The sequence below is a fragment of the Pseudovibrio sp. SCP20 genome (genome assembly GCF_057774105.1).
Map to the genome: position 1 here is coordinate 947,272 of NZ_JBYMDH010000001.1, position 13,079 is coordinate 960,350.

Here is a 13,079-nt window from a genome sequence, read left to right on the forward strand (position 1 = left end):
CTTATTCAGCCGCGAGGCTTTTGCGGAACATCCGGTCCAAGTAAGACGCTGCTTCTTTGAACCGGTCCTTGGACTTGTCCGCAGGTAGCAGCGTTTGCACCTGACTGTCAAAGTCAGCGTAATGCTGTGTGGTGGACCAGATGGAAAACAGCAGATGGTAAGGATCTGTTTCCGCAATCTTGCCAGCGTCCATCCAGCCCTGAATAACAACGGTCTTCTCGTCTACCAGTGACTTCAATGGTCCAGCAATCAGAGATTTGATGCGTGGAGCACCCTGCAGGATCTCGTTGGCAAACAGGCGGCTCTCACGCGGATAATCGCGCGCCATCTCCAGCTTGCGTCGCACATACGCGCAGATCTCTTCAATCGGCTCGCCTTCAGGGTTGAGCTGATGCAGCGGATCCAGCCACACATAAAGCAGACGCTCGATCAGCTCTGCATGAATGGCATCTTTGCTGTCGTAGTAATAGAAAAGGTTGGGCTTGGATAAACCCGCTTGCTGAGCCACCTGATCAATCGTAGAGCCACGAAATCCATAGGTTGAGAACACATCCAACGCCGCAGCGAGGATCTTCTCGGTCTTTTCCATCTGAATTCGTGTTTTACCTTTTGCCTCAGAAGCTTTAGCCATACTCTTTTCCAAAATTACATAGGCGCCGAGCCTTAAATACACGCTCAGCTAATAAGTAAGTTAGCACCTACGAAAACAACGTGCTCTTATCAAGCTAAACTCTGGTAGAAAAGTTGTGATGCGACAGCTCACTCTAATGATTGTTGTTTTTCTGCAATAGATAGAGAAAAGGCCGAGCTCACGTGGAGCCCGGCCTGTTTTCATCAGCTGACAGCTTCCGGTGTTTTCGCGTTATCCGCGTTAAAAGCCGGAATGATCTTCTCGCCATAGTCCGCGATGATCTTTTCTTCATCGCCGCTGTCCAGATAGATGTTGAACTGCGTGATGCCTGCATCCTTCAGCTTATTCAGCTTCTCGATGTGGTTCTCAGGTGGGCCAAGCACCGCAAAGCTCTCGACGATATCATCGGTAATGAAGTCCAGGAATGGGTTGTCGCTCTGACCGTGCTTGGAATAATCGTAACCGCGACGGTTCTCGATGTAAGAGGTCAGAGAAGCTGGCACCTGATCGGTGTTGGAACCGTATTTCTCAACAATATCCGCCACGTGGTTGCCCACCATAGCTGGGAACCACTTGGTCTTCTCAATACCTTCTTCCAGAGTGCCTGTGTGAGCCGGTGCAGCTGCCATGATGCCGAAGTTGCTCATGTCACGGCCAGCTTCCTCACCAGCTGCAACAGCCTGATCACCCAGCCATTTACAGATGCCTGGTTCTGCGATTTGCAGAATAAGACCATCACCAACGCGGCCAGCAGAGCTCAGTGCTTTCGGGCCATAAGCGGCAACCCAAACAGGCAGCTCATAACCATCTGCCCATGGGAACTTCACTGGCTCTGGACACTCGCCGTATTGTGCTTCATCACCGCGCACCAACGCTTTAACCACGTGGGTGAACTCTTCCAGACGCTTCAGCGGCGCAGGTTTTTTGCCCATCACGCGCACAGCACTGTCACCACGGCCAAGACCGATGTCAAAACGACCACCGGACTGCTTGGCAAGAGAACCAAACAAGCTGGCTGCATGAGACCAGTCACGTGTGTTTGGGTTGGTTACACAAGGTCCAAAGCGCATGTTTTTGGTGTGTTCCATACACATTGCCATGGCCACGAAGCTCTCACGCCACAGAATATGGCTGTCATAGAACCAGCAGTATTTGAAGCCTGCATTTTCGGCCTGACGAACCAGCGCTTTGGCGCGATCAGGTTCCACAAACCCTTTAAAACAAATACCAAAATCCATGTGTCTCTCCTCCACGAAAGTTAAGTTCTGGAATTAATGATCCGGTGCCCAGATGCGGATGCCCGCATGCGTAAATGGCACGGCTTTTGAAATATTCTGACGAATGAGAATTGGGGTGATCGCCTCAATGCAGCGTGCCGCTTTTGCGTTGCCGCTGTTGTAGGTTGTTACATCCAGTTTATTGACCAGTTCCATCACCACCTTGCGGGCAGCAAGGCTGTCACCACACACGAGGATGTCGCAGTTGATCGCCCAATCCAGATTGTTCAGTGTTGTGGCAGAAACATTATGCAAGGCACCCACAACAGGAATATCCGGGCCAAGCAACGCCTGAGCAGCCTCAGTCGCAGAACCTTCTGGCGGCATTTCAACTGTCTTTGGATCACCCGGCGCCAGTGGCACAACAATGTCGATGAGGATCTTGCCAGAAAGATGCGGCTTCAGAGCTTCCAGCGTCGCATCATGCGCCGCATAAGGCACCGCCAGCATCACACATTCGGTGGATGCAGCCACAGCATCTTCATTGCCCATGCCTTCAATCTTTGCAGAGCCTTCCGGAAGCTTTGTCATAAGCTCATCGGCAATGTCCTTGCCGCGGGCAGCATCACGGGAGCCGAGCGCAACGGGCACACCAGCCCGGGCAAATCTGAGCGCAAGCCCCTGACCCTGTGGCCCGGTTCCTCCGATAATCGCTAATGTCATCGGAACATGTCCTCCTTCTTCGATCTTATTAAATCCTGTGCTGAACTTGCTTCAAACGACCAGTTGAGCCCTCGAAACAGAACCACGGGTGTCTGTCCGGCTTTGCTGATCACCAATCCTGAAGCCGCTGCCAGCTCATCGGCAAAGGCTGGCTCCGTCACGCTGAGCAAACGCCCATGCGCATCCGAGTTGCCTTGTTCTTTGATGGTTGCCGGAACTCCGGCAAGGCCCACCGCCACATTCACCTGACCAAGCCGCCAGGGACGTCCAAATGTGTCGGTAATGGCAAAACCGATCTGCGCATTGAAACGCTTGGAAAGGGCTTCTTGCATGCGGGCAGCGCTGGCATCGGGATCTTCCGGCAGCAAAATCAGCGTCTCATCCGCGCCGCTGTTGGATTCATCTACCGCAGCATTGGCGGAAATGAAGCCCAGACGATGCTCACAGATCATTGTTCCTTCATTCTGTGTTGGCCGCTTGAAATGGCGAACCACACGTGTGCTTTCCTGCAGGATCACCTCAACTTTGCGGGGATCCTTGTTCAGCTCATCCGCATAGCCTTGCGCTTCCTCAGAAGGGATAACCTCTGCCAGATTGACAATGCGCCCCTCAGCTTTGGAGAAAATCTTATGAGCAGAGGTCAGAACATCTCCGTCCTGTAAAGAAAGGCCAGCTGCTTCAATCGCATCACCAAGAATGATTGCCAGATCATCGCCCGGTTTGATCTCCGGAATATTCGGAATCGCGTGTAAAGATAAGGTATGCATCAAACAGCTCTCCGGTCGCCATGTTTTGCAAGAAACCGGGGCTGAAGGTCTGCGAGGTCTTCCATATAATCGATATCTTTTGAAAAAGAGGAGGAGGGGGCAATCACACAGTCCAGACCGCGCTCTGCAGCCTGCGCCTGATGCTTCTGGAAAGAAGCATTGCCGTAAGTGAAGGTGATCGCATCCGGTGGCGTCGCAATCAGCACGTTGGTGCCGTAGTCATGGGCAGGGCACAGCACGAGAGAACGCGGAGAACCTGCAAGGCTCAAAAGCCGCTCAAACTCATCGAAGTCAGGCGCGGCAATATCAGCTGGCAAAACGCACAGCGTCTCATAGCCATGGGCCTTGGCCCAAAGAGCCGCAGTCGTCAGCGCAGAGTTCAGCCCATCTTCCTGACCTTCAAGGATAAGATGAACAGAGCATTCGTTCACACTGCCTGCGATCTCAAGCGAACTGGTCACCACAGCAATATCAAAGGTGGTGCGGCACTGTTTCTGTGCGTCCTGCAAAAAGCGAAGGGTCTGCGCAAACAAGTTTGCTGCCACAGTTGCGCGTTCAGTGGCATCAAGATGTGGTCCAAGACGAGATTTCGCTTTGGCAAAATCCTTCACCGGCACAACAACAAGTGTTTTAGGAGCTGATCCGGTCATGCGCTCAGTTCCTCACCAGAGCGATTAACTACACCCGAAACTGCGAGAAGCTTAGCTGCCAGCCGCACCTTGTCTTCCCGCGTCTTCATCAGGATTGCATCCTGCGACGTGCTCAGACCCAATCCGTTGATAGCTGAGATGTGCTGCTCATCCGCATGATCAATGACAAAGCAGTCCAGAAACTCAGCGTAAATCTGCGCAACACCAAACGCCGTGGCCTCGAAGCCAAGGGACGCCAACATTCGGTCTGCCGGACCTTTCACAACGCCGCCATTGATGATGGGCGAAACACCAATCTTCGGCGCTTTCGCAGCTTTCACCGCCTCCAGAATGCCGGGAACCTTGAGAATCGGCAGAATGCTCACCAGAGGGTTGCTCGGTGCAATCACAATCAGATCAGCCTCTGCCAATGCCTTCAGCGCTTCCTCAGTCGCATGGGCCTCTTCAATGTGGTCGTAATGCAGCTCACGAACGTCAGGGGCGCAGCGCTCTTTGACAAAATACTCCTGAAAACTCAGCCAACCCGCATCCGTTTTCACACGTGTCTGCACCACATCATCCGTCGGCAGAATAAGGTTACAGCTCAGCCCAAAACTCCTGGCGATATCTTGTGCAATCAACGTTGGTCGATCGCCCTGACGGCGGCGATGCGTACGGTAGATGTGCAGGCCGAAATCGCGGTCACCCAGAGACATCCATGTATCGTCACCAAGTTTGGAAAGTGTCTCCAACGCACGGTGGCTCTCATCTGCTACACCCCAGCCTTGCTGGCGGTCAATCACGTCGGCCAGTGTGTAGGTGAGGGTGTCGATGTCCGGCGAAACCCAAAGGCCGTGGAAGGCATCATCATCAGCAATGTTGCCGATGATGGAGAGCTCCACATTCTCCAGATGATAAAGGCCTTCCGCCATCTTGGCGCCGCCAACACCACCGGCAATCAGGGTAACTTTAACAGGTGCGTTTTGCGTCATCCGGCACCTCCAACCGCCTTTGCTAGAACGCCATCTTCTTCTGTCAGGAAGCTTAGAAGAGTAGAGTTGGCGCGCGCAATCAGCGGTGCTTGTTGCTCTGGCAGGCCATCGGCAAAATCATTGATCACATCATAAACGGTATTGCGCTGGATCGGCTGACGGCCCGCATCCTGTATGATCTGACACATCTCGTGGGCGGTGATCTCCTGACCATGCGCCGCACCGGCAGAACGGGAGATGCTCTCGTTCATCAACGTGCCACCCAAATCATTAACCCCGCATTGCAGCAGATCAGAGGCAAACTCTGGTCCCAGCTTGGTCCATGAGACCTGAATGTTGTCAATCCAGCCATGCAACATGATCCGCGAAACCGCATGCATCTTACGCACTTCCAGATCTGTCGGGCCGGGGCGTACGTTCTTTGGATCAAGCGTGTAAAGCGGGCTCTCAGAATGGACGAAACTCAATGGCACCAACTCAGTGAAACCGCCAGTTTCCTTCTGAATATCGCGCAGCAAGGCGATATGGGCCGCCCAATGCTCAGGCCCATCAATATGGCCATACATAATGGTTGCCGTGGTCGGAATGCCCACCTCATGCGCGGCCTTGATGATCTCCACCCACTTCTCGGTACTCAGCTTGTTGCGTGTCAGCTGTTGGCGGATGTCGGTGTCCAAGATCTCCGCTGCCGTGCCGGGCAGGGAGCCAAGTCCGCAATCTTTCAGATCCTGTAAAAATGCATGATATGACTGTTTGGTCTTGGCGGCGCCATACCACACCTCAAACGGTGAAAACGCATGGATATGCATGTCCGGCAGTGCTTTTTTGATTGCCAGAACAATCTCACGATAATAGGTGCCTTCCATCTTCGGGTGCAAACCACCCTGAATGCAAACCTCTGTCGCGCCGCGATCCCACGCTTCCTGAGCACGGGCAACGATCTGCTCCGGCACCAGCCATTCCGCGTCGGGATCCTCAGTCCGCTTAGCAAAACCGCAGAACTTGCAGCCCATGTAGCAGATGTTGGTGAAGTTGATGTTCCGGTTGACCACAAAGCCAACCTTGTCGCCATTCACCCGTTGACGCAGCGTGTCCGCAACATAGGCAATGGCGGGAAACTCTTGTGCCGGAGTGCGGAACAAGTGCTCACCATCTGCCTGTGAAATCTCGATGCCAGCCAGCGCCTTACTCAGAATATCGTGTGTTGGCGCGCTAAGCTCATGTGAGCGCAAGGCATCACTGGCAGAGTGAGGGAAACTGTGAAGCGTCATAGGGAACCTCCTGACTGAACTGCGGCGGAGGAACCCATTTGCTCCCAAAGCCCCTTGGATTTTGAAAGCACAACAGGATCCACAAACTCACTCTTCTCACGCAGATAGCTCGGGTAGACGGTCAACCGCTCCTCCAGCGTCTGCCCGGCTTGCTGCGTTGATTGGGCCAGCTCATCAATCACAGGCCAGCGATGCTGCGGGTTGATGAAATCAATGGTCACCGGAGAAATGCCGCCCCAGTCATTGATGCCAGCACTCAGGTACTCCATGTGCCGTTCGCTCAGGTTCGGCGGTGCTTGTAGACTGATCTCAGGTGACAGGATCAGGCGCGCAACGGCCAGCGTGCGCAGCATGTCATCCAACGAAGGCTCCGGATGGTTCTCCATCCCGATCCCCGGTTTACGCTGGAAGTTCTGGATAATCACTTCCTGAATATGCCCGTGACGTGCGTGGCTTTCGTTGATTGCCTCCAGAGCCTCAATGCGCTCTTCCCACGTCTCGCCAATGCCAATCAGCAAGCCAGTGGTGAACGGGATCTTCTTTTGACCAGCCCGCTCCAACGTACGCAATCGCTGAACCGGTGCTTTATCCGGGCACCCATAGTGCGGCTGGCCTTTCTTCATCAGGCGGCGGCTGGTGGTCTCCAGCATCATGCCCATGGAAGCTGCATAGGGGCGAAGCTGATCAATTTCCTCGTCGCTCAGCGTACCTGCATTCACGTGGGGCAGGAGGGTTGTCTCTCGTAAAACCATCTCGCAGGCATCTGCCAGATAGCTGACCATGGACCCGTAACCCAGCGTTGCCAGCGCAGCTTTCGCTTGCTCGTAACGCAGCTCGGGCTTCTCACCCAGGCTGAAGAGAAGCTCTTTGCAGCCGGTCTCTTCTCCCTGCCGCGCCGTCCGCATCACCTGTTCAGGTGTCATGATGTTGGCTTCGGGCGAGCTGGGGTGTTTGACAAATGTGCAATACGTACATGTATCTCGGCACATGTTTGTCAGCGGTACAAAAACTTTACGGGAGTAGGTGACAGTATCGCCCCAATACTGGCGCTTTACTGTAGCGGCCTGTTGCATCAGATCCCGAAGATCTGAGCCTCGCACTTCCCCCAGGTGTCGCGCTTGGTCAGCAGTCAGCATAATTTTTTACCTCTCGGTCAAAAAAATATCTGCAACTATCAGTTAGTCAAGCGTGAAATATCTCTTGGGTAGAATAATTATGCTGCAATGCAAATAAAACAAGCACAATAAAAGGCGTATTTGAGCAAAGAAAAGCTTTATTTTGCAACGCATTCTGTAAAGGTGCTCTGCAATATTTATGAAGTTTAAGCTCATTTGCGCAAAAGTTTAGCAGTACATGCAAAAATATGCGCCTTTCCAGATTGCTATTTTCTTTTGTAAGCAAATGAGGTGGTTTTGATTCCGATAGATCGGATATTTTCATCAAAAAACCTTAGGAACCTGTGGAGTTTTCTTGTCTGCAACACGCTTATTCTCTGGATTCAGCAGGGCTTCTAAGTGTTTTACCTATTGGAATATCAGGAGAATTTTTGAAGTTGGCTGGTGAAATTGATCCATTTTTGAAGGTGGGTTGACAGATAATTGACTGTTTGGTCCAATTTACCCCAAGTTTTGGGAGGGGAATATCCAAGATTTAAGCTGAGTTAAGCTGTTGCAAGAGCGAAAGATCTCTGCAAACTACATCTATCTGTTCCAAATGGGAAAAATAACCCTGCGGGAAATCTAGAAGATTGAATTTTTGACATAATTTGCCTGCAACCTGTCTTTACGCGGTTGTAGACCGTCAGGCATGTCAAGAAAGCGATAGAGCTTGAATCCTGCGAATATCCTCATCGGTTTTATCAGTTTTATGCTCCCTCGGGAGATTAAATAACGACAGCTAACCCGTTGTATTTCAGAAGAATATTTCTCGGGTAAGTTAAATAAAACGGCGTTGAAAAGACGTTATCGGAGAGACCTATGAGTAAACTTGGCTCAAATCATCGTATTAATGGTGACAGACTGTGGCGTAGCCTGATGGATATGGCCCAGATCGGACCCGGTGTCCGTGGTGGCAACAACAGGCAAACGCTGACAGATGAAGATGCCGAGGGCCGCAAGCTTTTCACCAGTTGGTGTGAAGCCGAAGGCATGACAATGCACGTCGACACAATGGGCAACATGTTCGCCCGCCTTGAAGGGGAAGATCCAAGTCTCGATCCGATTATGATTGGTTCTCACCTGGATACGCAGCCAACTGGCGGTAAGTATGATGGTGTGCTTGGCGTACTCGCAGGTCTGGAAGTGATCCGCTCCATCCGTGAGCGTGGAATTAAAACCAAACGTCCAATCGAAGTGGTCAACTGGACCAACGAAGAGGGCACCCGCTTTGCCCCGGCTATGCTGGCCTCTGGCGTATTTGCAGGCATGCATACCCAGGATTGGGCCTATGATCGCGAAGATGCGGAAGGCAAGAAGTTCGGTGACGAACTCAAGCGCATCGGTTACGTCGGTGAAGAGCCTGTCGGCCAGCGCAAACTGCATGCCATGTTTGAGCTTCACATCGAGCAGGGGCCAATCCTCGAAATTGAGGAAAAGGACATCGGTGTTGTCACCCACGGTCAGGGTCTCTGGTGGCTGCAGGTCACGTTGACTGGTAAGGACAGCCACACTGGTTCAACCCCAATGCCAATGCGCAAAAACGCAGGTCTGGGCATGGCACGCATCACTGAGCTGGTGCATCAGATTGCCATGGAGAACCAGCCTGAAGCTGTGGGCGCTATTGGTCACTGCGATGTCTATCCAAACAGCCGCAACGTGATCCCGGGTAAAACTGTCTTCACAATCGATTTCCGCTCCCCACATCAGAACGTTCTGGATGGCATGAAAGCCAAGCTGGAAGCGGAAGCGCCAAAAATCGCAGAAGAACTCGGCCTTGGCATTGAGATTGAAGCTGTTGGGCACTTTGATCCGGTCACCTTCGATGAAGGCTGTGTCACCGCTGTGCGCAACGCAGCTGAGCGTCTGAACTATTCCCATCGCAACATCATCTCCGGCGCAGGCCACGATGCCTGCTGGATCAACCGCGTTGCGCCAACGGCCATGATTATGTGCCCATGCGTGGATGGTTTGAGCCACAACGAAGACGAAGAGATTTCAAGAGAGTGGGCAACTGCAGGTGCCGATGTGCTGTTCCATGCAGTGCTTGAGTATGCCGAGATCGAGCAGGATACCACAGAGCCAGCCGAATAACCCTTAGATCTGAAAGAGTTGAGAGACCAAAATGTCTACAGTGATTAAAGGCGGCACGATTGTAACTGCCGATAGAACCTACAAGTCTGATGTTCTCGTGGATGGTGGCAAGATCATCGAAATCGGCGAGAACCTCTCCGGTGACGAAACGCTGGATGCCTCCGGCTGTTACGTTATGCCGGGCGGCATTGACCCGCACGTGCATCTAGAAATGCCGTTCATGGGAACGCATTCGGCTGACAACTTCGAGATCGGCACAAGAGCAGGCCTTGCAGGCGGTACCACCATGGTCGTGGACTTCTGTCTGCCATCGCCCGGCCAGTCCATGATGGAAGCACTTGCCATCTGGCAGCAAAAATCCGGTGCAGCATGCTCTGACTACTCCTACCACATGGCCGTGACCTGGTGGGGTGAGCAGGTCTTCAATGAAATGCAGGAAGTGGTCGATCGCGGCATCAACACCTTCAAGCACTTCATGGCCTACAAAGGCGCACTGATGGTGGATGATGACGAAATGTTCGCATCCTTCCAGCGCTGTGCTGCTCTGGGCGCAATGCCGCTTGTGCATGCGGAAAACGGTGATGTGGTCGCCACCATGCAGCAAAAACTGCTAGCAGAAGGCAACAACGGGCCAGAAGCGCACTCATACTCCCGTCCACCAGAGGTGGAAGGCGAAGCAGCCAACCGCGCTATCATGATCGCGGATATGGCCGGTGTGCCGCTCTACATCGTGCATACCAGCTGTGAGCAGGCCCATGAAGCCATTCGCCGCGCTCGCCAGAAAGGCATGCGCGTTTATGGTGAGCCGCTCATCCAGCACCTGACACTGGATGACAGTGAATACTCCAACCCAAGCTGGGATCATGCCGCACAGCGCGTCATGTCTCCTCCATTCCGCAACAAACAGCATCAGGACAGCCTCTGGGCTGGCTTGCAGTCTGGTTCTTTGCAAGTGGTGGCAACAGACCATTGTGCCTTCACAATGGAGCAGAAGCGGTTCGGTGTCGGCGACTTCACTAAAATCCCGAACGGCACCGGCGGTTTGGAAGACCGCATGCCAATGCTCTGGTCAACCGGTGTGCGCACAGGCCGCCTGACCATGAACGAGTTCGTAGCTGTCACTTCCACCAATATCGCCAAGATCCTGAATATGTATCCTAAAAAGGGTGCAATTTTGGAAGGGGCGGACGCAGACATCGTTGTCTGGGATCCAAACCGGTCAAAAACAATCACTGCAGCCAACCAGCAGTCCTGCGTTGAATACAACGTGTTTGAAGGCAGGGAAGTGGTCGGTCTGCCACGCTTCACACTCACCCGCGGCAAAGTCGCGATTGAGGAAAGCACGGTCAAGACTGAACCTGGTCACGGTGAGTTCGTTGGTCGCGAGCCAAATGCTCCGGTCGGCGCAGCTCTGTCAAAGTGGAAAGAAATCACAGCGCCGCGCAAAGTTGAGCGTCGGCCAGAATTGATGCCAGCAGGCGTATAAGCCTGACCACAGAGCGAACGGCGCATCTCCGAAAAGAGGGCACTGGCTTTCGGAACCAGATGCGCCGGGAAGCAAAAAATTAGAGCATGTCGCGGGCTTGAAAGCACTGCGATATGCCATCAGGCCCACGTGGGGTACGCGGGCTGGTCATTAATCGCAGCGGTATTTTTAGAGGGGATCTGCTGCTTTTAAGCTGAGGGGGTAAAACTCAATGTCGGATTCAACTCTAGGCTCAACCGGGAATGTAGTACCGGACGAGTTTGGTATTATCCATCAGGAACTTGTCGGAATTGATGGCGATCTTTACAACGAAGATCAGTTGCCAACCGCACCTGTTGCACGCACATGGAACTGGGTTTCCATTGCTGCGCTCTGGGTCGGTATGGTGGTCTGTATCCCAACCTACTTGCTCGCGTCCTATCTGATTGGCGCAGGCATGAGCTGGGATCAGGCGGTCATGACAATCCTGCTCGCCAACGCGATCGTTCTCATTCCAATGGTTCTGATCGGCCATGCAGGCACCAAGTACGGTATTCCGTTCCCGGTTCTGCTGCGCTCGTCCTTCGGTCCAGCTGGCGCGAAGTTTCCAGCTGTTGCCCGTGGTATCGTGGCATGTGGTTGGTTCGGTATTCAGACATGGGTCGGCGGTTCCGCGATCTACGTGATCCTGAACACGCTCATGGGTGGGGGCCTTGCAGGTGATCCGCTGCCAATACTCGGCATCAACGCAGGCCAGTTTGCCTGCTTCATGGCGTTCTGGGCATTGCACCTGTACTTCATCAAAAACGGTACAGAATCCATCCGCTGGCTGGAAACCTATGCAGCACCATTCCTGCTTGCAATGGGGCTGGCTCTGCTGGCATGGGCCTACGTCAACGCTGGTGGTTTCGGCGCAATGCTCTCCACTCCAAGCCAGTTCGCTGAAGGACAGCCGAAGGAAGGCCAGTTCTGGTCCGTCTTCTGGCCAAGCCTGACAGGCATGGTCGGCTTCTGGGCAACGCTCGCTCTGAATATTCCTGACTTTACGCGTTATGCGAAGAGCCAGAAAGACCAGTTCATGGGGCAGGCGATTGGCCTTCCAATCCCAATGGCACTGTTCGCGTTCATCGCGTCTGCTGTGACGTCAGCAACCGTGGTGATCTTCGGGGAAGCCATCTGGGATCCTATCGCACTGGCTGAGAAAATGGGCGGTATGAGCATCATCATCGCTCTGTTCGCACTCATCGTTGCAACGCTGACAACCAACCTGGCTGCAAACGTTGTGGCTCCGGCGCACGGATTCTCCAACCTGGCACCAAAAGCCATCAACCTGCGCATGGGTGGTTACATCACCGCAGCGATCGGTCTGGTGATGTTCCCATGGATCCTCGTGAACCACATCATCGGCTGGCTGATTGCATACTCAGCGCTGCTGGGTCCAATCGCAGGCGTGATGCTGGCAGACTACTACCTGCTGCGCAAAACCAAGCTCAACGTGGAAGATCTGTTCAAGCACAACGGCATCTATGCTGGTTCCAACGGCTGGAACTGGGCAGGCGTGCTGGCACTAGTCATCGGTATCCTGCCAAACCTTCCAGGCTTCATGGCAGGCGTAGGCCTCACAGGTCCGGCATCTCCACTGTTCGCAACCATCTACACATACGCATGGTTCGTCGGCCTGTTCGTGGCAGGCATCGCTTACCTTGCTCTGGCAAAAATCCTGAACAAGTAACAGCGAACTAAGCTAAGTAACGAGAAGAGGGGGCGGCGTATCAAGCGCCGCTTCCTCCTGTTTTAAAGGAAGAGAAAATGCCAAAAGCCTATTGGGTCGCTCACGTTACAGTCACAGATCCTGAGCCATACAAGCTCTACGCAGACGGAGCCTCTGCCGCTTTCAAAAAGTACAACGCCAACGTGCTGGCACGCGGCGGCAAATTTGAGGATCTGGAAGGCACCAACCATCCCCGCAATGTGGTGATCGAGTTTGCCGATATGGAAACCGCGATGGCTTGCTACAACAGCGAAGAGTATCAGGCGGCCAAAAAACATCGCGAAAACGCTGGCATTGCCAACATCATCATCGTGGAAGGCGCATAACGCACACCATACGAGATGAAACGAAAAAAGCCGCAGCGA

The 13,079-nt window shown here is 53.3% G+C and carries 12 protein-coding genes; 4 read left to right on the plus strand and 8 right to left on the minus strand.

Going from position 1 to position 13,079, the window contains the following annotated elements; genetic code table 11:
* Position 1: 1 nt before the first annotated feature.
* From AC3CB2_RS04330 to cofG, 8 genes are all read right to left on the minus strand, one after another.
* Positions 2-631, minus strand: coding sequence for a TetR family transcriptional regulator C-terminal domain-containing protein (locus AC3CB2_RS04330; protein ID WP_014285378.1), 630 nt, complete (start codon positions 629-631; stop codon positions 2-4).
* Positions 632-834: 203 nt separating this feature from the next.
* Positions 835-1,869 (minus strand): TIGR03842 family LLM class F420-dependent oxidoreductase, encoded by a 1,035-nt coding sequence (locus AC3CB2_RS04335; RefSeq protein ID WP_008547329.1) that lies wholly within the window; start codon positions 1,867-1,869, stop codon positions 835-837.
* A gap of 33 nt (positions 1,870-1,902) precedes the next feature.
* Positions 1,903-2,571, minus strand: coding sequence for an NADPH-dependent F420 reductase (gene npdG, locus AC3CB2_RS04340; RefSeq protein ID WP_014285379.1), 669 nt, complete (start codon positions 2,569-2,571; stop codon positions 1,903-1,905).
* Positions 2,568-3,338, minus strand: coding sequence for a coenzyme F420-0:L-glutamate ligase (cofE, locus tag AC3CB2_RS04345; protein ID WP_352930632.1), 771 nt, complete (start codon positions 3,336-3,338; stop codon positions 2,568-2,570). The genes npdG and cofE overlap by 4 nt, the downstream gene beginning before the upstream one ends.
* Positions 3,338-3,988, minus strand: a complete 651-nt coding sequence (gene cofC, locus AC3CB2_RS04350; protein ID WP_352930630.1) for a 2-phospho-L-lactate guanylyltransferase — start codon at positions 3,986-3,988, stop codon at positions 3,338-3,340. The genes cofE and cofC overlap by 1 nt, the downstream gene beginning before the upstream one ends.
* Positions 3,985-4,959 carry a 2-phospho-L-lactate transferase gene (cofD, locus tag AC3CB2_RS04355; RefSeq protein WP_352930628.1) on the minus strand — a complete coding sequence of 325 codons (975 nt, stop codon included), beginning with the start codon at positions 4,957-4,959 and terminating at the stop codon, positions 3,985-3,987. Before cofD ends, cofC begins: the two co-directional genes overlap by 4 nt.
* Positions 4,956-6,230, minus strand: a complete 1,275-nt coding sequence (gene cofH, locus AC3CB2_RS04360; protein ID WP_352930626.1) for a 5-amino-6-(D-ribitylamino)uracil--L-tyrosine 4-hydroxyphenyl transferase CofH — start codon at positions 6,228-6,230, stop codon at positions 4,956-4,958. The genes cofD and cofH overlap by 4 nt, the downstream gene beginning before the upstream one ends.
* Positions 6,227-7,366: a 7,8-didemethyl-8-hydroxy-5-deazariboflavin synthase CofG gene (cofG, locus tag AC3CB2_RS04365; RefSeq protein WP_352930624.1), complete on the minus strand. Its 1,140-nt coding sequence runs from the start codon at positions 7,364-7,366 to the stop codon at positions 6,227-6,229. The genes cofH and cofG overlap by 4 nt, the downstream gene beginning before the upstream one ends.
* An 840-nt stretch (positions 7,367-8,206) precedes the next feature.
* On the opposite strand from cofG, the gene AC3CB2_RS04370 reads away from it, so the two are divergent.
* The 4 genes from AC3CB2_RS04370 (at position 8,207) to AC3CB2_RS04385 (ending at position 13,040) form a co-directional block, all read left to right on the plus strand.
* On the plus strand, positions 8,207-9,478 hold the full coding sequence (locus AC3CB2_RS04370; RefSeq protein WP_352930622.1) for a Zn-dependent hydrolase: 1,272 nt from the start codon (positions 8,207-8,209) through the stop codon (positions 9,476-9,478).
* A gap of 31 nt (positions 9,479-9,509) precedes the next feature.
* Positions 9,510-10,964, plus strand: coding sequence for a dihydropyrimidinase (hydA, locus tag AC3CB2_RS04375; protein ID WP_352930620.1), 1,455 nt, complete (start codon positions 9,510-9,512; stop codon positions 10,962-10,964).
* Between the two features lie 211 nt (positions 10,965-11,175).
* Positions 11,176-12,675 carry an NCS1 family nucleobase:cation symporter-1 gene (locus AC3CB2_RS04380; protein ID WP_352930618.1) on the plus strand — a complete coding sequence of 500 codons (1,500 nt, stop codon included), beginning with the start codon at positions 11,176-11,178 and terminating at the stop codon, positions 12,673-12,675.
* Positions 12,676-12,752: 77 nt separating this feature from the next.
* Positions 12,753-13,040, plus strand: a complete 288-nt coding sequence (locus AC3CB2_RS04385) for a DUF1330 domain-containing protein (protein ID WP_008546710.1) — start codon at positions 12,753-12,755, stop codon at positions 13,038-13,040.
* Positions 13,041-13,079 lie beyond the last annotated feature (39 nt).